The sequence below is a fragment of the Shinella daejeonensis genome (genome assembly GCF_024281235.1).
GTDB classification, from domain to species: Bacteria; Pseudomonadota; Alphaproteobacteria; order Rhizobiales; family Rhizobiaceae; genus Shinella; species Shinella daejeonensis.
The window spans coordinates 634,126-658,476 of the sequence record NZ_JAHWXY010000001.1 but is presented as its reverse complement, the minus strand read 5'-3'; the positions used below and the strand labels follow the sequence as shown (position 1 = coordinate 658,476).

Here is a 24,351-nt window from a genome sequence, read left to right as displayed (position 1 = left end):
TCCATCATGACGGATGCAACAGCTGATACTTTCGACGTCGTCATCCTCGGCGCCGGCATCAACGGGGCGGGGCTCTTCCGGGATCTCTGCCTCCAGGGGCTCACCTGCCTGATCGTCGAAAAGGCCGATTTCGGCTCCGGCACCAGCGCTGCGCCCTCGCGCCTCATCCACGGCGGCATCAAGTATCTGGAAACGGGGGAACTCGGTCTGGTCGCGCAATCGACGCTGGAGCGCAATCTCCTCCTGCGCAATGCGCCGCACTGCGTCGAGCCGCTGCCGACCTTCATTCCGTCCTTCTCGCTCATGAAGGGGGCCTTCGCCGCGCTGCGCACGCTGTTCGGCTCCACCACCGCGCCGCGCAGCCGTGGCGCCGTCCTGATCAAGATTGGCCTGACGCTCTACGATCTCTATGGCGCGCGCCATCGCGTGATGCCGAGGCACCGGTTCTTCTTCCGCCGCAAGGCACTGGCGGAAATGCCGGCGCTCACGCCGCGCATCGTCGCCGGCGGCATCTATTACGATGCGAAGATCAGCCGGCCGGAACGGCTGGTCTGGGAATTGCTGCGCGACGGCCTCGACGCAAGCCCGCAGTCGCGCGCCATGAACGGCGCGACGCTCCGCGGCCAGCAGGACGGGGTGCTGCTGCTGCAGGATCGCGACGGCGTCGAACGGCAGGTCCGCGCCGGCATCGTCATCAACGGGGCAGGCCCGTGGATCGACGACGTCAATGCGACGCTCGGGATTTCCGGCAGGCTGATCGGCGGCACGAAGGGCTCGCATATCCTGCTGCGGCATCCCGAACTGGTCGAAAGCCTCAAGGGCCGCATGATCTATTTCGAGGCGGACGACGGGCGCATCTGCCTGGTCTACGATTTCCTCGGCCTCGCGCTGGTCGGATCGACGGACATCAAGGCGGATAATGCGGATACGGTGCGCTGCGAGGAGGACGAGATCGACTATTTCCTCGCCAGCCTGCGTTCGCTCCTGCCGAAGCTGCAATTCGGCCGCGACCAGATTGTCTATGCCTATAGCGGCATCCGGCCGCTTCCAGTGTCGGACGCCACCCGGCCCGGCCTCATCAGCCGCGATCACTCGGCGCCCGTCGCGGAGCCTGCCGCCGGCCGGCCGTTTCCCGTCATCTCGCTTGTCGGCGGCAAATGGACGACGTTCCGCGGCTTTGCGGAGGAGGTGACGGATACGATCCTTTCCCGGCTGGGCCGCAGCCGCAAGGTCAGCACGCAGATGCTGCCGATCGGTGGCGGGCGCGGTTTTCCGGTGGACGCGGCGTCCCGTCGCCGCTGGATTTCCGAACGCGTTGCAGGTAGCGGCCTCTCCGCCGCGCGCATCGAGGCGCTGCTGGCTCGTTACGGGACGACCGCCGATGCCATCCTGGCCCATATCGGGCATGGCGAGGATGCGCCGCTCGCCCATGTCGAGGGCTACACCCGGGGCGAAATCGACTGGATCGCGCGTCACGAAATGGTCGGTCATCTTTCCGATATCGTCATGCGCCGCACGACGCTGGCGATCGAGGGCAGGCTGACGCTGGCGGGGCTGGCCGAAATTGCTGCTGTCGCCGCCGTCGCGCTCGGCTGGGACGAAGGCCGGCGTGAGGCCGAAGTTGCGACGCTGGCCGAACAGCTGCGGGCGGTCAATCGTGCAAGCCTTTGAGGGGCGTGTCTCCCCGTATGTCCCGCTTCAGGGATGGCGGAAGCGGGGGAGGACGAAGTCGGGGGATGCGCCGTATTCCGCGGCAAGCGCGGTCAGGGCGCTCTCGTCCTTCTCCGCCAGAATGCCGGTGCGCACGAGGCAACTGGCGAGGCCGGCGCAGGCCGCGCCGCGAATATCGTGTTCGAGGCTGTCGCCGATGCAGATGACACGGTTTTCCGGCACGGGGGCGAGAAGCGTCAGGGCATGGCGGTAGATTGCGGGATAGGGCTTGCCGAACCAGCGGACGGGGCCGCCGAGATCGCGATAGGCAAGCGCGATACTGCCGGCGCCCGGCGCGATCGCGCCGCCGCGTGTTAGTTTGTGCCGGTCCGGATTGGTGCAATAGCAGGGCACCGCGCGCGCCGCCGCCGGTGCGAGACGTTCGCGGTAGGCGGCAAGCGGGATCGTTTCGGCCTCGCTGCCGGATATGATCACCACGTCCGCTTCGGCTGCGTCCTCGACACTTTCGAACGCCAGCCGGTCCGCCAGATCGTGATCGCCGCCGCTCGATATGGTGAGGCAGCGCGTGCGGCCGCTGTCGCCCGCCGTTTCCCGGGCGAGAATGTCGTAAGCAACGTCGCCGGAGGTCAGGAAGCGGTCGAAGCCGGCCCGGTCGAAGCCGAGGCGCATCAGCCGCCCGGCGTTATAGTCGCCGCTGCGGCCGGAGTTGGAAAGGATGACGACGGTCTTGCCGCGCGCCTTCAGGTGAAGCAGCGCGTCGTTTGCGCCGGGATAGGCCCGTTCGTCGTCCCGCAGCACGCCGAACTGGTCGACGAGGAAGGCGTCGTAGCGGGCGGCGAGGTCATCCAGCGACGTAACGGCGGCAAGCGTCATGGCGGAAGGCTCCGTGCGGCAAGAACCAGCGATGCAGCCCCGACGGCGGCTTCCGCCGAGCGGGCCGGCAGGAAAGGAACGCCGAGGGCGGTTTCGCGCATCCGCGTCCAGGCGGGATTGACCGCGCCGCCGCCGACCGTGCGCAGCGAGCGAAGGGGCGGGCCGCCCAGTTCGGCCAGCCGATCGTAACCCGATTTCTCGATCCGCGTCAGCCCTTCGAGGATCCCCTGGAAGAAGAGGCGATCGTCGGCGGGGCGCGGCTCCAGCACCGGCGGCCAGTCGGGATCGTTGACGGGGAAGCGCTCGCCCGGCCGGGCGAGCGGATAGTAGGCAAGGCCGGTCGGTTCCTCGGGGCGCAGATGTGGCGTGAGCGCCTTCAGTTCCGCGTCGTCGAAGAAACGGCGGATGACCGCGCCGCCGGCATTGGATGCACCGCCTGCCAGCCAGAAATCCAGCACGCGATGGGAATAGATGCCGTATTGCGCGGCATCGACCGGCGTCCGGCAGGCAAGCTTGATCACCAGTGTCGAGCCGAGCGCTGTGACGCCGTCTCCGGCGGCGCCGGCGCCGGTCGCGAGGAAGGACGCGCAGCCGTCGGTGGTGCCGGCGTGGAAACGGGCGGCAGGGGGAAGGCCGAGCGCCCGGGCCGGTCCGCCGATACCGGCCAGCGGCGCGCCGGCGCGCGCCACCGGCGGGAGAAGGGCGATGTCCATGCCGCAGCGCTCCAGCCAGTCCGGCCAGCGTTCGGCGGCAAGATCATAGCCGGTCTTCAGCGCATTGTTCTCGTCGGTGGCAGGCCGGGGGAGGCCGAGTTGCAGCGCGATCCAGTCGGCCTGATGGACGACGTGTTCCACGCCGGCTTCGCGCGACAGACGGATTGCGCGGGCGAGCGCGGAGCTTGCGCCGCGCGCCGGACTGTTTTCCGGCGCGTGCCGGGCGATGCGCCCGACGATGTCGGCGTCGGGGCAGGGGTCGTTGTACATCAGGGCGGCGGTGACGGGCGCGCCTCTCCTGTCGATGCCGAGCACGGTGCCCGAGGTGCCGTCCACGGCCACGCCCTCTATCGTGTCGAGCGGCGTGCGGGCGGCGATTTCGGTAAGGCAGGCGCGGACGCCGGCCCACCATGCGGCGGGGCTGCGGCTTGCCGCCGCGTCGGGGAAGGGGGCAGCGGCCAGATCGACCATGGTGCCGTCGGCCGCCAGCGCCGCGGCGCGTGCGCCCGAGGTGCCGAGATCGATGCCAAGGGCGACAGCCGGGGCACGGGCGCTGCCGGATGCGCTCATGCCGTTTGGCTTTCCTGACGATCCAGCGCCTGACGGTATTGCTCGGCCTCCCAATGGGTGAGTTCGTATTCCTGCGCCGCATCGAGATAGACCAGCCGGGCGTCGGCCGGAATGCGAACCGCGACCTCGGCAAGGCAGCGCGCCATCACGCGGCCGCCGGCGGTCAGTTCGTCCGACAGCAGCACGCCCTCTCCGGGAACGAGCAGCATTTTCGGCATGTCGCGGCCTTCCGCCTTGCGGGCGGCGGCGTGGGCGTTCACCGTCTCGTCTCCGGCCAGGACGCCGATTTCCGTGCCGAGGAATATGACGTGGTCGGGATAGAGCGAGCCGCCGGTCGCGACGGTAGCGCTCGCCGCGTCGAGGGCCGTCTTGTGACTGCGGCAGTCCTCCGCCGGGTGGAAACCCGAGTGGGCCGCCCGTGCGGCAAGCGCTGCGGGATCGGCTGGCGCGCCCTCCCGTTCAGGCAGGCGAAGCGCTTCGGTCACACGGGCGATGCGCAGGCGGACCTCGTCCACCGTCTCGCCGGTAACGACGATGCCGTGATTGTAGAGGATGAGCACGTCGGGCCGGTCGCCGGCCACGCGGTCGATTTCGCGGGCGAGCGGCGTGCCGGGACGGCGATAGGGAACGGTCGCCCAGGTGAGGTCCGGCACTTTCGCCATGCGTTCGGCGATCATCGCGTCGCGGTCTTCCAGCACGGAAAGGGCGATGGTGTTGACGCAATGGTAATGCGCCACCACCGTCTGCGGCAGGACGGCGTGGAAGCTCGTTTCGATGGAGGGGCGAAGGCCCGAGCCGTTGCGCCCGGCGATGATGAAATCCGTCGCCTTTTCCGCGCGCGGGTCACCGGCCCGCAGGGCTGCGGCAAGCGGCTCTATCGCGACCGGTACCATGATGTCGCGCTCGCCGGCCTGCGACAGCCAGGTGCCGGAGGCCTTTACCCACAGGATGCCCTCCTGCTTGAAGGACGTGTTGCCGCCCGCCCCCTGGGTCTTGAGCATGTCGGCGCCGATCTCGCGCGAAAGCGCCAGGAAGGCGTCGAACGTCTTCGTATTTTCCGGTCGCAGGCCCGCGGTCATGACGGGCGTATCCTCCGGTCGCATGCCTGCGGTCATGGCGGGTTCCTTTCTGCGTGCGTGGGTCTGCGTGTGCGAGATCGGATCGCGTCCAGGCGGGTCGCCGGGCTGAGCGAACTACGTTCTGGATCGTAGGACGGTGATTGATTGTCGTCAACAGTGAATGAATGTGCTCATCGGCATTGATAATCGGTGACGACTGTGATTATTTTCTTTCAGGGAGTGAGCAGCAGGGAGGATGCCGTGAACGACACCGAGCGCCACAGGGCCATCGTCGACCTGCTGCGCGAGACGCCTTTCGCTTCGGTGCGCGAGTTGCAGGAGCGGCTCGGCGTGTCGCCGGCCACGATCCGTCGCGATATCGACAAGCTTCACGAATCCGGCCAGGCGCGAAAGGTCTACGGCGGCGTGTCGGCCATCGAGCCGTCCGACAGCGGGCGGCTTTCCGCCCGTCCCTATGACGAGAACCGCGATATCGCGGTGGAGGCCAAGCGCGCCATCGCCAGCCGCGCGGAAAGCCTCGTGCGCGACGGCGACGCCATCATCGTCCATGCCGGTTCCACCTGCTACCAGCTCGGGTTGCTTCTGGCCCGGCGTAGCCTGCGGATCTGGACGAACTCCATGCCGCTTGCCGCCCACCTCGGCGAGCACGGCACCTGCCAGCTTTCGCTGGCCGGCGGCGAACTCTTTCGCGAGCCGGGCATCGTGCACGATCCGGCCGGCAGCGCGCCCGCCTTCTTCGCTTCCCGTTTCTTTCTCGGCACGCAGGGGATCGGCAGCCGGGGACTGCTTGAATCCCATCCGCTGGTGGTCAAGGCGATCGGCGAGCTTGCGGCCTGTTCCGACGAGATCGTGCTCTTGGCCGACAGCCGTAAATTCGCGATCCAGCCGCGTCATGTGGCGTTGCCGCTTTCGCGCGTCGGCACTATCGTCACCGATGACGGGCTGACGGATGCGGCGGCGAAGATGATGGAGGACGCCGGCGTCACGGTGATGATCGCGCATACGGGAGGAGTGAATTGAGCATGACGCCCATTGCCGTATTCGATCTTGGCAAGACCAATTCCAAGCTTTTCGTCGTTTCTGCGGACGGGGTGATCGTCGACGAGGCGCGCACGCGGCCTGTCTGGCGGGAAGAGGAGGGCCTGCGCATTCTCGACGATGCGGCGCTGTTCGACTGGATGCGCGGCGAACTGAGGCGTGTCGTGGCGGAGCACGGCGTCGGCCGCATGTGTTTTTCCGGCCATGGATGCACCTTCGCGCTGACGGCGGGGGGCAGGCTTCTGCATCCCGTGCTGGATTACGAACAGGAGCCGCCGGCCGACATCGCCGCGCGTATCGATCCGCTTGCACCGGATTTTTCGGAGACCTTCTCGCCGCCGCTGCCGCTCGGCCTTAATTATGCGCGCCATATTCTCTGGCTCGGCGAACGTCAGCCGGACCTTCTCGCCCGGACGCAGGCGATCCTGGCCTATCCGCAGTTCTGGGGCTGGAAGTTCACCGGTCGCGCGGTGTCGGAAGTGTCCTATCTCGGCTGCCATTCCAATCTCTGGGCGCCGCTGAAGGACGATTTCAGCAGCCTCGTCGACCGCATGGGGTGGCGGAAGAAGATGCCGGCCTTCGCACCGGCCGGCAGCGTCATCGGCAGCCACCGCGTGGTTCTCAATGACGGCAGCCTGCGCGACGTTGCGGTCCATAACGGCGTGCACGACAGCAATTCGGCGCTCTATTTCTACCGGTCCCTCGGGTTTTCCGACTTCACGCTGGTGTCGACGGGCACCTGGGTGATCGTCTTCAATCCGGCAAGTCCGCTGGAGGCGCTCGATCCTCGACGCGACATGCTGGCCAATGTCACTGTCGACCATCGACCCGTCGCGACCATCCGCTTCATGGGGGGGCGGGAATATGAGGTGGCGAGCGGGGGCTGGAACCGGCCGGTCGGGGAAGCGGCCATCGCCAGCGTCATCGCCAAGCGAGCCTTCGCGCTGCCGTCCTTCGCCGCCGGCGGGCCGGTGCCGGGCCATGAGGGCCGTTTCGTCGGCCCGACGGTGGAAGGCGAGGAGAAGGCCGCAGCCGCCCTTCTCTATGTGACGCTGATGACCGACCTGTCGCTCGACCTGATGGGGTCCGGCAACACGATCGTCATCGACGGCGGGCTGGTGAAAACAGGGCTCTATGCCGCGCTGCTGGCGGCGTTGCGGCCCGGACAGACGGTGCATACGAGCGGCAATCCCGAAGGCAGCGCTTTCGGCGCGGCGGCGCTCGTCTTCGACGCGCTCGGGCGCAACCCTTTCGTCAACGATTGCGCGACCGCCGGGGCGGCGGCCATCGCCGGGCTTTCGGACTATCGGCAGGAATGGCGCCGCCGCGTGGAGGAGATGCGCGGCGATCTTTCAGGGCAGCGGGAGGAGAGACAGGCATGAGCGAAACGGCGGAGAAGGGGCGGCCGCTCCTGGAAATGCGCAATATCAGCAAGACGTTCGGCGCCTCGAAAGCCCTGTCCGACGTCTCGCTGACGGCCCATCCGGGCGAGGTCCATGCGCTGATGGGCGAGAATGGCGCGGGCAAGTCGACGCTGATGAAGATCCTTTCGGGCGCCTATACGGCCGATCCCGGCGGTTCGGTGCTGATCGACGGTGAACCGGTGGCGCTTGGCGATCCGATGAAGGCGCGGGCGTACGGCATCGCCGTGATCTATCAGGAACTGTCGCTTGCGCCGAACCTTACGGTGGCGCAGAACATGTTCCTCGGATCGGAGCCCGCCCGTTACGGCTTCGCCGATCGCGCGGCGATGCGCCGGCGGGCGGAGCCGATCCTCAAGCAGCTCGGAATCGGCTTTTCGGCGGCGCGCATGGTGTCCGAACTGTCGCTCGGCGAACGTCAGATGGTGGAGATCGCCCGTGCGCTGACGACAAGCGCCCGCATCATCGTCATGGACGAACCGACGACGTCGCTGACCTCCCGGGAGACCGGCAGGCTCTTCGACGTCATCGCCCGGCTGAAGGCCGACGGCATCGCCGTCATCTACATCAGCCATCGCATGGAAGAGATCTACCAGCTTTCCGACCGGGTCAGCGTCCTGCGTGACGGCGCCTATGTCGGCACGCTCGACCGGTCCGAGCTTTCGGCCTCCCGGCTCGTGTCGATGATGGTCGGCCGCGATCTCTCGTCCTTTTACAAGAAGGAGCACAGCCAGCCGGGCGGCGAACGGCCGGCGGTGCTTTCGGTGCGCAACATGGGCGACGGGGTGCGCGTGCACGATTGCTCCTTCGAGGCGCGGGCCGGCGAGGTGCTCGGCATCGCCGGGCTCGTCGGCTCGGGACGAACCGAACTGGCGCGTCTCGTCTATGGCGCGGATACGTCGACGACGGGCGAGATGCGGCTGGACGGCAAGCCGGTCTCCGTCCATTCGCCGCGCCAGGCGCTTGACGCCGGCATCGCCTATCTCACCGAGGATCGCAAGGCGCTCGGCCTTTTCCTCGACATGTCGATCAGCGACAACATCAATATCGGCGTAATCCCGCAGGACGCGATGAGGGGCGGCTTCCTCGACTTTTCGAAAGCGCGGGAGCGGGCGCAGCGCGCCGTGAAGTCGCTTTCGATCCGCGCGCCGGGAACAGGCATCAACGTCAGCGCGCTTTCGGGAGGCAACCAGCAGAAGGCGCTATTGGCGCGGCTGCTGGAGACCGAGCCGAAGGTGGTGGTCCTCGACGAGCCGACGCGCGGCGTCGACGTGGGCGCGAAGTCCGAAATCTATCGCATTATCGACGAACTGGCCCGTAAGGGCATCGCCATCGTGGTGATCTCCAGCGACCTGCCGGAAATCCTCGGTATCGCCGACCGCGTGCTCGTCATGCGCGAGGGGCGGATCGCCGGGGAAATCGTCGGCTCGGCGGAAAGGCCGCTGGAGCAGGAGGCGATCATGACGCTTGCGACCGGCTCGGCCGGCGAAGCGGCCTGATTTCAGACGATGAGAAAAGACCTGACAGAAGAGGCGGAACCGAACCATGAGTGCTAGCGAAACCGAACAGACGCGGATGGACAAGCTGAAATTGCGCTCGACGCTGACCGCGCTCGGCATGTTGCCGGTGCTCGTGCTGCTCGCCGTGGGCTTTCATCTGCTGAGCGGCCGTTTCCTGACCGTCAACAACCTGTCGATCGTCATGCAGCAGGCGTCGATCAACACGGTGCTGGCGGCCGGCATGACCTTCGTCATCCTGACGGGCGGCATCGACCTTTCCGTGGGCTCGATCCTCGCCGCCTCGGCGATGGTGGCCGTCATCGTCTCGCTGGTGCCGGACATGGGCATGCTCGGCGTGCCGGCGGCGATCGGCATCGGGCTTGCCTGCGGCTTCGCCAACGGCGCGATCATCGCCTGGATGCGCCTGCCGCCGTTCATCGTCACCCTCGGTTCGCTGACGGCGATCCGCGGCATCGCCCGTCTGCTCGGTAACGATACGACCGTCTTCAATCCTGACCTGCCGTTCGATTTCATCGGCAACGGCACGCTGTTCGGCGTGCCGTGGCTGGCGATCATCGCGCTTGCCACCATCTTCGTATCCTGGGTGATCCTGAAACGCACCGTGCTGGGAACCTGGATCTACGCCGTCGGCGGCAATTCGGAGGCGGCGCGGCTCACGGGCATCAAGGTGTCGCTGGTGCTGCTTTTCGTCTATTCGATGTCGGGCCTGATGTCGGGGCTGGGCGGCGCCATGTCGGCGGCCCGCCTTTATGCCGCCAACGGGCTGCAACTCGGCCAGGCCTACGAACTCGACGCCATCGCCGCGGTCATCCTCGGCGGCACCAGTTTCGTCGGCGGCGTCGGCTCGATCTGGGGCACGCTGATCGGCGCGCTGATCATCGCGATGCTCTCCAACGGGCTGATCCTCGTCGGCGTCTCCGACATCTGGCAGTACATCATCAAGGGTCTCGTGATCATCGTCGCCGTGGCGCTCGACCGCTATCGGCTGCAAGGGCTTGGCCGGACGTGAGGTCCGGCCGGAGGAACCGGTGCCAACCGGATATAACGGCGCAACAGGCGCCACAGAAGGAGGAAATCATGCGTCTCATCTCCAAACTGCTCGTCGGGACCGCGATGGTCGCGGCGCTCGCCATGCCGGCAACGGCCAAGGATCTGAACAAGATCGGCATCTCGGTTGGCCTGCTTGGCAATCCGTTCTTCGTCGCGACCATCAAGGGCATCGAGGACCGCGCCAGGGAAATCAATCCGAATGTCGAGGTCATCTCCGTTTCGGCGGATTACGACCTTAACAAGCAGGTCTCGCAGATCGACAGCTTCATCGCCGCGGGCGTGGACATCATCATGCTGAACGCCGTCGACGCCAAGGCGATCGCGCCGGCGGTGAAGAAGGCCGAGGACGCCGGCGTCGTCGTCGCCGCCTTCGACGTTTCCGCGCCGGGGGCCAATGTCACGGTGATGACCAACAACGTCAAGGCGGGTGAGGAAGCCTGCAAGTACATCACCGACAAGCTCGGCGGGAAGGGTGACGTCGTCATCATCAACGGTCCCGCCTCCTCCTCGATCATCGACCGCGTCCAGGGCTGCAAGGACGAATTCGCCAAGCATCCCGACATCAAGATCCTGTCGGACGACCAGAACGGCCAGGGATCGCGCGATGGCGGCCTTGCCGTCATGCAGGGGCTGCTGACGCGCTTCGACAAGATCGACGCGGTCTTCGCCATCAACGATCCGACCGCCATCGGCGCCGAACTCGCCGCCAAGCAGCTCAACCGCAGCGAATTCTTCATCACGGCGGTTGACGGGGCTCCGGATATCGAAAAGGCGCTTTCCAGCGGCAACTCGATGATCGAGGCATCCGCATCGCAGGATCCCTATGTGATGGCCGGCGAGGCGCTGAAACTCGGCGTCGAGGTCCTGAACGGCGATACCCCGGCCGAGCCGGTCGTTCTTCTCGATCCCCAGCTCATCACCGCCGACAACATCGGGGATTACAAGGGCTGGACGGCCGCCCGCTAAGGCGGTCCGCCATTTCATCCGGCGGGATCCGCGGCGCTGTCGCGGGTCCCGTTTCCCTCCAGTTTGCAACGATCTGAAAGCGGCCGGGTTCATGTCGAAAATCGGTGTTCACTCCTTCGTCTGGAGCGCAGGCTCCTCGCGCGCCGAGCTTGAAAAAGCGCTTGAAAGCACACACAAGCTCGGTTTCAAGCTCATTGAGTTTTCCTATCTCGACCCCGCGCAAGTCGATGTCGGCTGGCTTTCGGGCCGTCTTCGCGACCTCGGCCTCGACGTGGCGATCAGCATGGGGCTGCCGCCGGAAGGCGATATTTCCAGCGATGACGGCGCGGTGGTGGCGAAAGGGGTGGATATCCTCGACAAGGCCGTCGCACTGGTGCGTGATCTCGGTGGCAGCAAGCTGGCCGGCATCCTGAGTTCCTCCCATGGCAAGCAGGAGCGGACGCTGACCCGCAAGGGCTGGGACACGAGCGTGGCGACGCTTTCGAAGGTCGCCGATCGCGCAAGGGCGGCGGGCGTCACGCTCAATCTCGAAATCGTCAATCGCTTCGAGAGCAACATGCTCAATACCGCAGCGCAGGGCATGGCCTATATCCGGGATACCGGGGCCTCCAATATCTTCCTGCATCTCGACACGTTCCATATGAATATCGAGGAGGCGGATGTAGGGCTGGCGATCCGCCATGCCGCCGACAGGATCGGCTATGTGCATATCGGCGAAAGCCATCGCGGCTACCTCGGCACCGGCACCATCGACTTTTCCGCGATCTTCGACGCGCTGGTCGCGATCGGCTGGGACGATTATGTGACCTTCGAGTCCTTTTCCACCACCATCGTCGACAAGGATCTGTCGCTGAAAACCGCCATCTGGCGCAATCTGTGGACGGACAATGTGGCGCTTGCCGGCCATGCCCATCGCTTCATCGAGCTTGGCCTTCAAACCGCGCGGCGCAAGGCCGAACTGGTGGCGATGCCTCACCTGCCGGCCTGACGTCGCGCGGGTATCCGCCGGCGTTCAGCGGCATGTCAGGTTTGAAGAGCATGGGAGGCGTTTAGCGGCCGTCACGGACGGCCGGGCTGTTTCGCCGGAAAAGGAAGCCCCATGCTCCACCCCCTTGCGTTTCGCCGTCCGCAGATCGGCAGCATCGCCGTCAGCGCCGTGACGGCGATCTATGTCCTTTCGATCCTGAACGACAGCTTCTGGACGAAGGCCTGGCTCTATCTGGACGGCCGGCCGGCGCCGCTCGTGTCCATCGCCATCGGCCTTGCCTGCCTCCATGTCGCCCTGTTCGTGGCGGTCTCCGTGAAATTCGTCATGAAGCCGGTTTTCATTACGCTGATCTTCATGGCGGCGGCGGGCGCCTGGTTCATGGACCGCTACGGCGTCCTGATCGATAGCGAGATGGTGCGCAATGCGGCCGAGACGACCCCCGCCGAGGCCGGCCATCTGATCACTGCGGGCTTCCTGCTGCATATGGCGATCTTCGCGGCGTTGCCGTCGCTGCTGCTCGTCTGGGTCCGGGTTCGCCACCGGCCGTTTCCCCGCAAGCTGGCGGGCAATCTCCTCGTCATCCTCCCGCTTGTGGCGATCGCGCTGGTGACCGGGCTTTCGCACGCGCGCTTCTATGCCGCGGCGATGCGCGAGCACCGCGACTGGATCGCCACGCTCAATCCCGTCCTCCCGTTCGCCAACGCCGTCCATTTCGCCATCGGCCGGAGCGAGGAGGTCGCCATCGTCGCCGCGCCGCTGGGCGAAGACGCCCGTATCGCCGCCGTGGCGACCGGCGAAAGGAAGCCGCGTCTCACGGTCATCGTGGTCGGTGAAACCGCGCGGGCGGAGAATTTCTCGCTCGGCGGCTATGGACGCCCGACCAATCCCGAGCTTGCCGGCCGTAATATCCGCTATTTTTCCGATACGACCAGTTGCGGCACGGCAACCGCCGTTTCGGTGCCCTGCATGTTTTCCGTCTACGGCCGCGCCGACTACACCCATAGAAAGGCTCTTGCGAGCGAGAACCTGCTCGACGTCCTGAGCCATGCGGGCGTCGATGTCGAATGGTGGGACAACAATACCGGCAGCAAGCAGGTCGCTTCCCGCGTCGGCGAACAGTCCCTGATCAGCGACGGCGATCCGCGCCTGTGCAATGACGGCGAATGTATCGATCAGGTGCTTCTCGACCGGCTCGATGCCTGGATCGGTTCGGTGAAACGCGACACGGTTCTCGTTCTCCACCAGATCGGCAGCCATGGCCCGGCCTACTATCTGCGTTATCCCGAATCCTACCGCCGCTTCAGGCCCGATTGCCGGAGTGCGGAATTCTCCGATTGCTCGAAAGAGGAAATCGTCAACGCCTATGACAACACCATCCTCTACACCGATCATATCCTTGCAAGCGTGATCGATCGTCTCGCCGGCGAACAGGGCCGGCTCGATACGGCGATGCTCTATATGTCGGACCACGGTGAATCGCTTGGTGAATTCGGTCTCTACCTGCATGGAACGCCCTATATGATCGCGCCGTCGCAGCAGACGCATGTGCCCTTCGTGCTCTGGCTCGGCAGGGAGGCGAAAAAGATCTATTCCGCCGGGTGCCTCGATGCGCGGATGACGAAGCCGCAATCGCACGACAACCTCTTCCACACCGTGCTGGGGCTGATGCATGTCGAGACGGCCGTGCGCGACCCGGCCCTCGATATCGTCTCCGCCTGCCGCCTCGATGCGACGAGCTAGCGACGCGGGGCGCCGTTACGACCGTATGGCTGTTGAGATTGGCGGCGGGACGTGATTTCACTTTCCCTGCGATGACCTCCGGCTTGAAGCCGGCGCGGGACGGTGCGAGGAATGTCGGGTGCGTGTGCTTCTGATCGAGGATGACGCCATTCTGGGCGAGGCGGTGCGCGACTATGTGGCCGGTATCGGGCACGCCGTCGACTGGATGCGTGATCTGGAGAACGGGCGTGAAGCGACGGCGACTGTGGCCTATGATCTCGTTTTGCTGGATCTGCGCCTGCCGGACGGTTCCGGCCTGGGGCTGCTCGACGCGCTGCGGGCGGCGGGCGATGCGACGCCGGTGATCATCCTGACCGCTCACGACCGGATTTCCGACCGGATCGAGGGGCTGAACGCCGGCGCCGACGACTATCTCGTCAAGCCGTTCAATCTCGGGGAGCTCGGCGCGCGCATACTGGCGGTCACCCGCCGCCATGCGGGTTCGGCAAGGGCCGTGCTGGATGCCGGCTCGCTGTCGATCCAGCTTGCCGACCGGCGGGTCTGTGTCGCCGGACGGCCGGTCGACCTGTCCGGGCGCGAATGGGCGGTTCTGGCCCGGCTTGCGGCCCGGCCGGAGGCGCTGGTCTCCAAGGCGCAAATCGAGGAGGCGCTTTACGCCTTCGGCGCGGAGATCGAGAGCAATACGGTCGAGGTCTATGTCAGCCGCCTGCGCAAGAAGCTTGGCCGGGCGGCGATCGAAACGGTGCGCGGCATCGGTTACAGGCTGGGCCGATGAGGGAACGCACAAGCCTTGCACGGCAGCTCATGGTGTGGCTGACGGTGGCGATCACCGGCTTCTGGCTGGTCGCGGTCGGCTTCGGCATTTTCGTCATGCAGGACGAGTTCGGCGAGATCTTCGACAGTTCGATGGAGGAAACGGCGGAGCGGCTGATGCCGCTCGTGCTGAGCGACGTGCGGGAGACGAACGGCTTGCCCGATCTCCGGCCGGCCGATCCCGGCGGCGGGACGAAGGAGGAATATCTCACCTATCAGGCGCGGGGGGCGGACGGGCGGGTGCTGTTGCGCTCCGGCAGTGCGCCTCCGACCCCGTTTGATGCCCCATTGAAGCCGGGTTTCTGGCAGGACGACGTCCGGCGGATTTTCACGCTGGTCTCGCCGGACGGCACGGTCTTCCTGCAAGTGGCGGATTACATGGTCAACCGGACCGAGGCGGCGGTGGAAGGTGGGGCGGCGCTGTTGCTGCCGGTTCTGCTGATCGTTCCCCTGACGGTGCTGACGGTTCTGTTCATCGTGCGCCGGACGCTCGCGCCGATCGATGGCCTGCGCGCGGCGATCGGCGAAAAGGACGGTGGCAATCTCGCGGCCATCGAGGAGCGCGGATTGCCGCGGGAACTGAAGCCGATCCTGCGGTCGGTAAACCTGCTCTTGTCGCGGCTGCGCGATGCGCTGGCGGCCGAACGCGCCTTCACCTCCAACAGCGCCCACGAATTGCGCACGCCGCTGGCCGGGGCGCTGGCGCAGACGCAGCTGCTGGTCGACGAACTGAAGGGGATGCCGGGCCGCCAGCGCGCCGAACAGGTCGAGGCGGCCTTGCAGAAGCTGGTGAAACTTGCCGGGAACCTGCTGCAACTCGCCCGGGCGGAGAGCGCGGGACTGGGCCTTGCGGAGACCGTTTTCGATCCGGCGGAGGTCGCGGCGCTGGTGGCGGCCGATTTCGACCGGGAACTGGAGGATCCTGCGCGGTTGCATTTCACCAACGCCTTGTCGTCGCAGGTGCGGCATAGGGGAACCGCCGACGCCTTCGCCATCGTTTTGCGCAATCTCGTCGAGAATGCATTGATCCACGGTGCGCCGGACGCGCCGGTGGAACTGGCGGTGACCGCCGAGGGCGACATTCGTATCCGCAACGCCGGACCGTGCTTTTCCGAACGTGAGCTGACGGCATTGCGCAAGCGTTTCGCCCGGGGCCCCACACGTGCGGCGGGTTCGGGCCTGGGGCTTGCGATCGCCGACGGATTGCTGGCGCAGATGCAGGCGCGCCTGATGCTGGTCTCGCCGGTGCCAGGCCGGGCCGGCGGATTGGAGGCCCGGATCGTATTTTCCGAAACCCCGGCGGGCGGCGCTTGACGGCAGGCGGCGCTTGACGGTCGGCCTGTTTGCGTTATCGATACCTGGTCGCAACGATGAGGAACCGGGAGATAGCATCTGACATGGAACGGAAAATGACCGGAGAGGGACGGATCGCGCTCGTGACGGGCGGCGGCACGGGCATCGGGCTGGCCATCGCCAAGGCGCTGAGCGGCGAGGGCTACAAGGTGGTGATCACCGGACGGCGGACGGATGTTCTGGAAGAGGCCGCCGCGACGCTTTCGGGAGAAACCGGTCATGTCGTGCGGGCGATCCGCTGCGATATCGGCGATCCCGCCGATGTGGAGTCGTTGTTCGAGGCGATCCGTGCGGAATTCGGCCGGCTCGACGTGCTCGTCAACAATGCCGGCACCAATGCGCCACCCGTGCCGATCGAGGAGCTTTCCTTCGAGCAATGGAATTCTGTCGTGGCGGCCAATCTCACCGGCGCGTTCCTCTGCACGCAGCAGGCCGTCCGCCTGATGAAGGCGCAGACGCCGCATGGCGGGCGGATCATCAACAACGGGTCGATTTCGGCCACGACGCCGCGCCCGAATTCCGCGCCCTATACGGCGACGAAACATGCGATCACCGGCCTGACCAAGTCGACCGCCCTCGACGGCCGGCCCTTCGACATCGCCTGCGGCCAGATCGATATCGGCAACGCCGCCACCGACATGACCTCGAAGATGGGCGCCGGCGTGTTGCAGGCGAACGGCGAGACCGCCAGCGAGCCCACGATGTCCGTCCGGCACGTGGCGGACGCCGTCGTCTATATGGCTAGCCTGCCGCTCGACGCGAATGTGCTCACCATGACGGTGATGGCGACGAAGATGCCGCTCGTCGGGCGCGGCTGAGGGGCCGTCCCGCCGCGCTTTCTTTCCGGACGGGGCGGTATCGTCCGACCCCTCCGGCTTTCAGGATCGCCGCGGCTCGCCGCCGGCGGCGTAGACGGTCTTCTGCTGGAACTTGAAGACATGGCCGCAGCGGCAGCGGATCATGTGCCTGTCCGGATATTTCGACGCCCGCTCGGTGGTGAAGCCATGCGGTAGCGAATCGACCCGGAAATCGGGATTCGCGCGGCTCGGCATGTCGTCCTCCGACACTTCGGCATAGCCGGAGTGGTCGCATTTGGCGCATTCGAGCTTGCGGGAATAGCGGTCGCGTGCGGTCATGGCGGGGATCCTTCGGTCTGTCGGCCGGCCGTTCTTAAGCGTCGCGGCGGCGCGTTTCAAGCAGCGGAGGCAAGCAGGGCCTGCATGACCGTTATGATCCTGCGGTGCTGGTGGGCATGGCGCGTGCGGACGTTGACGGCGGCATAGACGGGCTGGGTGATCGGCTCGACGCCCGCCACGCGGCCGGCCGCGCCCCTTTGCAACAGCCGGCGCGCGTCGGCGGCCATCACGAAGGCGGAGCCGCCGAGCTTTTGCAGCAGGGCAAGGATCGCGGTGGTCTCGCCGCTGGCGATCGGGGCGGTCGAAAGGGCGGGATGCGCCTCGCGATGCAGCCGGTCGAAGGCGGGGGAGTAGACCGCCTGAATGTAATCCTCCGGCCTGACGTCCTCGATTTGCGACACCCTGTTGCTGACCATCTCATAGCTGACGTCGCCGATACGCTCGTAATGCAGGTCGGGCAGGTAATGCGGAGTGAAGAGGATCGCGAGATCGAGATTGCCCGCACCGAGGTCGCGGTTCATCTGGTTGGAATAGTCGACCTCCACATAGATCGAGGTGCCGGGCAGATCGGTGCGCACCGCCGCCAGCCAGTCGCCGGCGAAATCGGCGGCAAGATCGTGCTGGAGCCCGATGCGCATGGACCGTTCATAGGCGCCCGCACTTTCGACAGCGCGCGCGGCCTCGTGCCACCGGTGTTGCAGCGCCTTGGCATGATCGAGGAAGCGCAGGCCCGCCGCGGTGGGCTGCGTGCCGCCCTTGTTGCGCGCGAAGAGCTTGCGCCCGAAGGTTCCCTCCAGTGCGTTGATGCGGTGGGTGACCGTTGATTGCGTAATGTTCAGCCGTTCCGCCGTGCGGTTGAAATTGCGCGTTTCCATCAGGTCCAGAAATGTCTCAATCAGAACAATTTGCATGAATACGCCGTTTTTTGTGAATGTTTCTACGGATGGTAATCGAATTTTTCGATTAATAAAGACGGATCCTGCGCTTGCCGCAGAGGGCTTTGGTTGCCACAAATCCGGGACAAAGGAAGAGGAGCGAGAATGTCGGGACTGCCATCGCATGCACGGGTCGTTATCATCGGGGGCGGAGTGGTCGGCGCTTCGGCCCTCTACCATCTGGCCAAGGCCGGCTGGACGGATTGCGTCCTTCTGGAGAAGAACGAGCTGACGGCGGGATCCACCTGGCATGCGGCCGGCAATGTGCCGACCTTCTCCGCCTCGTGGTCGATCATGAACATGCAGCGCTATTCGGCCTCGCTTTACCGCGATCTCGGGCAGCGCGTCGATTATCCGATGAACTACCATGTCACCGGCTCGATCCGCCTCGGCCATTCGAAGGAGCGTTTGCAGGAATTCAAGCGCGTCGTCGGCATGGGCCGCTATCAGGGCATGGACCTCGATATCCTGTCGCCGGACGAGATACGGTCGAAGTACCCCTTCCTCGAAACGCACGACCTGACGGGCGCGCTCTACGATCCCTATGACGGCGACATCGATCCGGCGCAGCTGACGCAGGCGCTCGCCAAGGGCGCGCGCGATCTCGGCGCGAAGGTCGTCCGCTTCTGTCCGGCCACCGGCGCAAGGCGCGAGGGCGACGAATGGGTGATTTCCACGCCGCAGGGTGAAATCCGCTGCGAGAAGGTCGTCAATGCGGCCGGATATTATGCCCGCGAGGTCGGCAAGTGGTTTGGCCGCGACGTGCCGATGATGGTGATGAGCCATCAGTATATCCTCTTTGAGGAAATCCCCGAGCTTGCCGCCTGGTCGAAAGAGGCCGGCCAGAAGCTGCCGCTGCTGCGCGACGTGGATTCTTCCTATTACCTGCGCCAGGAAAAGGCGGGCATGAATCTCGGCCCCTACGAGCGCAACTGCAAGGCGCACTGGGTGACGCCGGACGATCCGATGCCGGACGATTTCTCGTTCCAGCTGTTTCCGGATGATCTGGACCGCCTCGAATGGTATCTGAACGATGCTGTCGAGCGCGTGCCGATCCTCGGCACCGCCGGCCTGTCGCGCGTGATCAACGGGCCGATCCCCTATGCGCCGGACGGCAATCCCCTTCTCGGGCCGATGCCCGGTGTGCCGAACGCCTATGAGGCCTGCGTCTTCACTTTCGGGATCTGCCAGGCGGGCGGGGCAGGCAAGGTGCTGGCCGAATGGGTGACGGAAGGCGAGACCGAATGGGACATGTGGTCCTGCGATCCGCGCCGCTTTACGCGTTTTGCGTCCGACGAGGATTATTGCGTGGCCAAGGGCATGGAAATCTACGGCCACGAATATGCCATGCATTTTCCAAAGCACGCCTGGCCGGCGGGCCGCGACCGGAAACTCTCGCCGATCCACGACCGCATCAAGGCGCTCGGCGGCCAGTTCAGGCCCTACAACGGCTGGGAACGGGCGATGTGGTATGCAAAGCTCGGCGACGACACGTCGGCGGAAGCGACCCAGACATGGAACCGCGAAGGCCCCTGGCGACCGCGCATCGAGGAGGAATGCCGCGCCGTCACCGGAGCCGCCGGCATTCTCGACCTGCCCGGCTTCGCCCGCTTCCGCGTGAAGGGGGCTGGCGCGAGCGCATGGCTTTCGACGCTCGTCACCGGCAGGCTGCCGAAGCCCGGCCGTATCGGCCTCGCCTATTTCTCCGACGACAAGGGCCGCATCGTCACCGAAATGTCGGTGATGATGCTCGACGAGGATTCCTTCTTCCTCATCACCGCGGCCAGCGCCGAGTGGCACGATCTCGAATGGCTGGAGAAGCACAAGCCGGAGAATGCGGATTTCACGATCGACAATGTGACGGACGATTTCTCCTGCCAGATCCTTTCCGGGCCGAATTCGCGCGCCATCCTTGCCGACGTCAGCGACGCCGATCTGCAAAAAGGCTGGCTGACCCATCAGAGCTGCCGGATCGCCGGCCGCTGGTGCCAGCTCGTCCGGGTTTCCTTCGCCGGTGAACTGGGCTGGGAAATCCATTCGAAGATCGCGGATACGGCGGCGATCTTCGACGCCGTCTGGGCGGCGGGCGAAAAGCATGGCCTGCGTCCCTTCGGCATGGAGGCGCTGGACAGCCTGCGCATCGAAAAGGGCTATCGCGCCTGGAAGGGCGATCTTTCGACCGATTACACCGTGTTGCAGGGCGGGCTCGAACGTTTCGTCGACTGGTCGAAGCCGATGTTCAAGGGCAAGCCGGCGATGGAGCGCGAAAAGCAGGCGGGCGTCACCCGCCGCTTCGTGACGCTGACCGTCGAGGCCGGCGAATGCGACGCGCCCTATATGTCGACGCTCTGGCACGATGGTCAGGTGGTCGGCGAGACGACCTCCGGCAACTGGGGCTATCGCGTCGGAACATCCATCGCGCTCGGCATGCTGAAGACCGAGCTTGCCGTCGCGGGCACGCAAATCGAAGTGGAAATCTACGGCGACCGCTTCAAGGCCGTCGTCCAGCCCGATGGTCCGCTTTTCGATCCCATGAATGAAAGACTGCGCGCATGATGCCGCTTGCCGGCGGGCCGCTGTGACGGCGGGCCGCCGATGGACATGCTGAAATAACCTTGCCGGTCGGGGTGCACCGGTCTCGATCCTCCACGAGGGTGGCATGCTTCAACCTGACAATATCAACATCCCCGCCGCAGCCGATCCGATCGACCGACTTGTCGCCGAGCACCGCCCCGGCCATGGACTCGTCCGGGCCTTCTATCACGATGAAGCCATCTACCGGCGCGACATGGAGCGCGTCTTCCGCCGGCACTGGCACTGCGTCGCGCATGAAAGCGTGATCCCCAACGTCAACGATTTCGAGCTTTTCCGCATCGACTGCGAGCAGGTGATCGTCACCCGTGCGCCGGACGGAGCCATCCACGCGATGCTCAATGTCTGCCGTCATCGCGGCGCCGAGGTCTGCACGAAGGAGAAGGGCAATGCCCGGGTTTTCGTTTGTCCCTATCACGCCTGGACCTATGGCAATGACGGCAGCCTGAAAGCGGCGCGCCTGATGCCCAAGGATTTCCGGCGTGAGGATCATGGCCTGAAAAAACTGCATGTGCGCGTCGTCGAAGGGCTGATCTTCATTTCCTTCGCAGACGTGCCGCTCGATTTTTCCGAAGTGGAGAACCTGCTGCGGGCGACCTGCGGCCAATACGGCTGGGGCAGCGCGAAAGTCGCCTATCGCAGAACCTATCCGGTCGACGCCAACTGGAAACTGGCCGTCGAGAACTATGTCGAATGCTATCATTGCGGCCCCGCGCATCCCGAATATTCGCAGACCCATGCGCTGGAGCAGCCGCTGCACATGATCGAGGCGCTGAACGCGGCGATGGAGGCGCGGACCTCATCCCTCGGTATCGAGGTCGGCTCCGGAAACCACTGGCAGACCTCGCGCGAGGGCCGGGAGGCCATCCACGCCTTCCGCTATGCGCTTTACGACGGGGTCGAAAGCGGCAGCGAGGACGGCAAGGCCGTGGCGCCGCTGATGGGGCGCTTCACGGATTTCGACGGCGGCGTCACCTCCATCCATCTCGGCGGCACGACCTTCCTCGTCTGCTATCCCGATCACGGCATGATCTACCGCTTTGTCCCCAAGACGGCGGAAAGCTGCGAAATGGAACTGATCTGGCTCGTTGACGGTCAGGCGGAGGAGGGGCGGGACTACGATCTCGAAAAGCTCACCTGGCTCTGGAAGGTCACCACGGCGGAAGACAAGGCGATCATCGAGCATACGGCGCGGGGCGTGAAATCGCACTATTTCACCCCCGGTCCGATCGCGCCGATGGAGCATAACGAGCTTCGCTACATCGACTGGTATCTGGACGAAATCAGCCGGCCGTAAAGCGCGCCGCACATGGAGCACGAACGGGAGGGACTGGAATGAACAGCATCGAGGCAACCCAGACCTCCCGGCGCGCCGGGGGACGGGCCGCGCGTGTCGCCATGCGGGCCGCACCGCTGGCGGAGAATATCCGCCCTGTCCGCGCCGGCCTGCCGGGCGGGCAGTACAGGCCGCTGACGGAGGCCGCCGTGCGCCGTATCCATGAGGCGGCGCTCGACGCCCTGGAAAATATCGGCCTTGCCAATGCGCCGGCATCCGGCGTCGAGATCATGACCCGGGCGGGAGCGATCCTCGGCGACGACGGGCGTCTGCGCTTCCCCCGCGCTCTGGTCGAGGACATGCTGGCCATCGCCGCGCGCGGCATCGTGCTTTGCGGCCGCGACCCCCGGTACGACCTGGAGCTTTCCGGCACCCGCGTCTATTACGGCACGGCGGGCGCTGCGGTGCATATCGTCGATGTCGAGAAACGGGAGTATCGCGAATCGACGGCACGGGACCTCTACGATGCCGCCCGGATCGTCCATCATCTCGACAATGTGCATTTCTTCCAGCGGGCGATGGTCTGCCGCGACGTCGCCGATAATTTCCTGATGGACATCAACACGCTTTACGGCTGCTGCGCCGGCACCAGCAAGCATGTCGGCACCAGTTTTTCCGATCCGTCCCATGTGCCGGGCTGCTTCGATCTCATTCACATGATGGCCGGCGGCGAGGACCAATGGCGGGCGCGGCCCTTCGTGTCGAATTCCAACTGCTTCGTCGTGCCGCCGATGAAGTTCGCGGAGGAAAGCTGCATCACCATGGAAGCCTGCATCCGGGCCGGCATGCCGATCCTGCTGCTTTCGGCGGGGCAGGCGGGCGCGACGGCGCCGGCGCCGCTTGCCACCGCCATCGTGCAGGCGGTGGCGGAGTGCCTTGCGGGCGTCGTCTATGTCAACGCCATGGCGCCGGGGCATCCGGCGATCTTCGGCACCTGGCCCTTCGTTTCGGACCTCAGGACCGGGGCGATGTCCGGCGGTTCGGGCGAGCAGGCGCTGCTGACGGCCGGCTGCGCGCAGATGCACCAGTTCTACGGCCTGCCCGGCGGCGCGGCCGCCGGTATCGCCGATGCCAAGCTGCCGGATATGCAGGCCGGATGGGAGCAGGCGATCTCCAACGTCATGGCCGGACTTTCCGGCCTCAACATGGTCTATGAGGCGGTGGGAATGCACGCCTCGCTGCTTGGCTTCTGCCTTGAAAGCCTCGTTCTGGGCGACGATCTTCTCGGCCAGGTGCAGCGCTGCGTACGCGGCATCGACGTGACGGAGGATTCGGTTTCTCTGGAGACGATGCGCTCCGTCTGCCTCGACGGGCCGGGCCATTATCTCGGCGATCCGCAGACGCTGTCGCTGATGCAGACGGAATATATCTATCCGGCCGTCGCCGACCGCACGAGCCCGAAGGAATGGGCGGAAATCGGCCGCCCGGACCTCGTGGCAAAGGCGATCGAGCGCAAGAACCGTATTCTTTCGGAGGCCGGCGGGCCGCTGTTCGATTTTGCGGTCGACCGTGCGGTGCGGGAGAAGTTCGACATCTATTTCTGAAGACCGGATGCGATCCGCGCCGGGCTCCTCAGAGCGGTTCCGGTTTTCACGGTATCGGTAGAACCGCTCTATCCCTTTGCTTTCCGCATTTCCGGACGCAAAACCGTTTCACACTTTTGCTGGAAATGCCCTTAGCGTGTCAGCGGGCGGGGATCGCGTAGCGTGAAGGCCCAGCGCGCGGCGGTCACCGGCGTGAGATCGCTGCCGGGAAACACCGCGAAGGTGCTGAACGGCCGGGTTTCGCCCGGTAGCAGCCGCAGGATGATCAGGGCGCTGTCGCGCCCGATCTCGCGGCAGTCGTCCGCCGGGCAATCGGAAAGAACGATATCGACCCGGAAGGATTGCAGCGCGGTGGCGCTGCCGTTGGTGACCGTGCCGCTGATGCGGAAGCTCGTTCCGGTCTGTCCCGGCTCGGCGGCAAGATCGGAGAGAACCACCGCGTCGGCGAAGGCGGGGTCGCCGTTTGCGGCCCCCGTCGCCGTATTGCCCGGCACGGACCGGTCTTCGGTGAACCAGATCAGCAGCGCCGCCGCGAGGCCTATGGCCACGACGATCGTGAGGACGGGTTCGACCCAGCTGCGGAAACGCCGGAAACGGAGTGCGAGATAAAGAATGGCCACCGCCGCGACCAGGAATGCCCAGACCATGCATGTCCTCCTGCACCCCCTATAGCCTGCGCGGAAGGAGGGCGGAAGGTCGGATGCGGGCAATTTCGCAATATGTCGCGGGCCGGCCGCCTTTTTCGTTTCTCAAAGGGCGAGGCTGCCGGCGGTGAGAACAAGAACCAGCAGGACGAGAAAAATGAACAGGGCGATGGCGAAAAGGACCTTCGCAACCGTCGCGCTGGCGGCCGAAACGCCGGAGAAACCGAGAAAGCCGGCAACCAGCGAGATGACGAAGAAGATAAGGGCCCATTTGAGCATGATGGCGTCTCCTTTTCTGAAAAGACGCGCGGGCGGGCAAAACGTTCCCGCCGCCGGTACCGGTTGCGGGGAGATTGCGAAATATTACAA

At 65.5% G+C, this 24,351-nt stretch carries 21 protein-coding genes; 14 read left to right on the top strand and 7 right to left on the bottom strand.

All coding sequences use genetic code 11. From position 1 onward, the window contains the following. Positions 1 to 6 precede the first annotated feature (6 nt). A complete protein-coding gene (locus KYK29_RS03105) occupies positions 7 to 1,671 on the top strand; it encodes a glycerol-3-phosphate dehydrogenase/oxidase (protein ID WP_254689377.1) in 1,665 nt (554 codons plus the stop codon). A gap of 27 nt (positions 1,672 to 1,698) precedes the next feature. Here KYK29_RS03105 and KYK29_RS03100 read toward each other — a convergent pair whose 3' ends face one another. From KYK29_RS03100 to KYK29_RS03090, 3 genes are read right to left on the bottom strand one after another with little or no spacing between them, the layout of a single operon-like run. Beyond that, complete coding sequence (locus KYK29_RS03100; RefSeq protein ID WP_254689376.1) at positions 1,699 to 2,544, bottom strand: TIGR01459 family HAD-type hydrolase; 846 nt, start codon at positions 2,542 to 2,544, stop codon at positions 1,699 to 1,701. Next, complete coding sequence (locus KYK29_RS03095) at positions 2,541 to 3,827, bottom strand: FGGY-family carbohydrate kinase (protein WP_254689375.1); 1,287 nt, start codon at positions 3,825 to 3,827, stop codon at positions 2,541 to 2,543. The genes KYK29_RS03100 and KYK29_RS03095 overlap by 4 nt, the downstream gene beginning before the upstream one ends. Further along, positions 3,824 to 4,942 carry a class II aldolase/adducin family protein gene (locus tag KYK29_RS03090; protein WP_367880964.1) on the bottom strand — a complete coding sequence of 373 codons (1,119 nt, stop codon included), beginning with the start codon at positions 4,940 to 4,942 and terminating at the stop codon, positions 3,824 to 3,826. The genes KYK29_RS03095 and KYK29_RS03090 overlap by 4 nt, the downstream gene beginning before the upstream one ends. Before the next feature lie 204 nt (positions 4,943 to 5,146). Between KYK29_RS03090 and KYK29_RS03085 the strand changes: the two genes are divergently transcribed. The 10 genes from KYK29_RS03085 (at position 5,147) to KYK29_RS03040 (ending at position 16,613) form a co-directional block, all read left to right on the top strand. Beyond that, complete coding sequence (locus tag KYK29_RS03085) at positions 5,147 to 5,926, top strand: DeoR/GlpR family DNA-binding transcription regulator (RefSeq protein ID WP_254689374.1); 780 nt, start codon at positions 5,147 to 5,149, stop codon at positions 5,924 to 5,926. Positions 5,927 to 5,928: 2 nt separating this feature from the next. Then, the gene (locus KYK29_RS03080; RefSeq protein WP_254689373.1) at positions 5,929 to 7,326 is read left to right on the top strand and encodes an FGGY-family carbohydrate kinase; all 1,398 of its coding nucleotides are present in this window, start codon (positions 5,929 to 5,931) and stop codon (positions 7,324 to 7,326) included. Continuing rightward, positions 7,323 to 8,864, top strand: coding sequence for a sugar ABC transporter ATP-binding protein (locus tag KYK29_RS03075; RefSeq protein WP_254689372.1), 1,542 nt, complete (start codon positions 7,323 to 7,325; stop codon positions 8,862 to 8,864). Before KYK29_RS03080 ends, KYK29_RS03075 begins: the two co-directional genes overlap by 4 nt. Before the next feature lie 46 nt (positions 8,865 to 8,910). After that, on the top strand, positions 8,911 to 9,894 hold the full coding sequence (locus tag KYK29_RS03070) for an ABC transporter permease subunit (protein WP_254689371.1): 984 nt from the start codon (positions 8,911 to 8,913) through the stop codon (positions 9,892 to 9,894). A gap of 68 nt (positions 9,895 to 9,962) precedes the next feature. Further along, positions 9,963 to 10,901 carry an ABC transporter substrate-binding protein gene (locus tag KYK29_RS03065; protein WP_254689370.1) on the top strand — a complete coding sequence of 313 codons (939 nt, stop codon included), beginning with the start codon at positions 9,963 to 9,965 and terminating at the stop codon, positions 10,899 to 10,901. Positions 10,902 to 10,992: 91 nt separating this feature from the next. Beyond that, a complete protein-coding gene (locus KYK29_RS03060) occupies positions 10,993 to 11,889 on the top strand; it encodes a sugar phosphate isomerase/epimerase family protein (protein WP_254689369.1) in 897 nt (298 codons plus the stop codon). Between the two features lie 111 nt (positions 11,890 to 12,000). Beyond that, positions 12,001 to 13,629, top strand: coding sequence for a phosphoethanolamine transferase (locus tag KYK29_RS03055; protein WP_254689368.1), 1,629 nt, complete (start codon positions 12,001 to 12,003; stop codon positions 13,627 to 13,629). Between the two features lie 118 nt (positions 13,630 to 13,747). Then, complete coding sequence (locus KYK29_RS03050) at positions 13,748 to 14,404, top strand: response regulator transcription factor (protein ID WP_254689367.1); 657 nt, start codon at positions 13,748 to 13,750, stop codon at positions 14,402 to 14,404. Next, entirely contained in the window at positions 14,401 to 15,756 is a 1,356-nt protein-coding gene (locus tag KYK29_RS03045) for a sensor histidine kinase (protein WP_254689366.1), read from the top strand. The genes KYK29_RS03050 and KYK29_RS03045 overlap by 4 nt, the downstream gene beginning before the upstream one ends. 83 nt (positions 15,757 to 15,839) lie before the next feature. After that, positions 15,840 to 16,613 (top strand): SDR family oxidoreductase, encoded by a 774-nt coding sequence (locus KYK29_RS03040; RefSeq protein WP_254689365.1) that lies wholly within the window; start codon positions 15,840 to 15,842, stop codon positions 16,611 to 16,613. A 60-nt stretch (positions 16,614 to 16,673) separates the two neighbouring features. Here KYK29_RS03040 and KYK29_RS03035 read toward each other — a convergent pair whose 3' ends face one another. Together KYK29_RS03035 and KYK29_RS03030 are read right to left on the bottom strand one after the other, a co-directional pair. Then, complete coding sequence (locus KYK29_RS03035) at positions 16,674 to 16,931, bottom strand: hypothetical protein (protein ID WP_254689364.1); 258 nt, start codon at positions 16,929 to 16,931, stop codon at positions 16,674 to 16,676. Positions 16,932 to 16,987: 56 nt separating this feature from the next. Then, positions 16,988 to 17,842 (bottom strand): LysR family transcriptional regulator, encoded by an 855-nt coding sequence (locus KYK29_RS03030; RefSeq protein ID WP_254689363.1) that lies wholly within the window; start codon positions 17,840 to 17,842, stop codon positions 16,988 to 16,990. A 129-nt stretch (positions 17,843 to 17,971) separates the two neighbouring features. Here KYK29_RS03030 and KYK29_RS03025 point away from each other — a divergent pair, with 129 nt between their 5' ends. The 3 genes from KYK29_RS03025 to KYK29_RS03015 all read left to right on the top strand — a co-directional run bounded on the left by KYK29_RS03025 (position 17,972) and on the right by KYK29_RS03015 (position 23,338). Continuing rightward, entirely contained in the window at positions 17,972 to 20,422 is a 2,451-nt protein-coding gene (locus tag KYK29_RS03025) for a GcvT family protein (protein ID WP_254689362.1), read from the top strand. Positions 20,423 to 20,525: 103 nt separating this feature from the next. Continuing rightward, entirely contained in the window at positions 20,526 to 21,755 is a 1,230-nt protein-coding gene (locus KYK29_RS03020; RefSeq protein ID WP_254689361.1) for an aromatic ring-hydroxylating oxygenase subunit alpha, read from the top strand. Positions 21,756 to 21,793: 38 nt separating this feature from the next. Further along, positions 21,794 to 23,338, top strand: a complete 1,545-nt coding sequence (locus KYK29_RS03015) for a trimethylamine methyltransferase family protein (protein ID WP_254689360.1) — start codon at positions 21,794 to 21,796, stop codon at positions 23,336 to 23,338. A 131-nt stretch (positions 23,339 to 23,469) separates the two neighbouring features. On the opposite strand, the gene KYK29_RS03010 is transcribed toward KYK29_RS03015, so the two are convergent. Next, the gene (locus KYK29_RS03010; protein ID WP_254689359.1) at positions 23,470 to 23,985 is read right to left on the bottom strand and encodes a hypothetical protein; all 516 of its coding nucleotides are present in this window, start codon (positions 23,983 to 23,985) and stop codon (positions 23,470 to 23,472) included. A 102-nt stretch (positions 23,986 to 24,087) separates the two neighbouring features. Further along, positions 24,088 to 24,261, bottom strand: coding sequence for a DUF1328 domain-containing protein (locus KYK29_RS03005; RefSeq protein WP_254689358.1), 174 nt, complete (start codon positions 24,259 to 24,261; stop codon positions 24,088 to 24,090). Positions 24,262 to 24,351 lie beyond the last annotated feature (90 nt).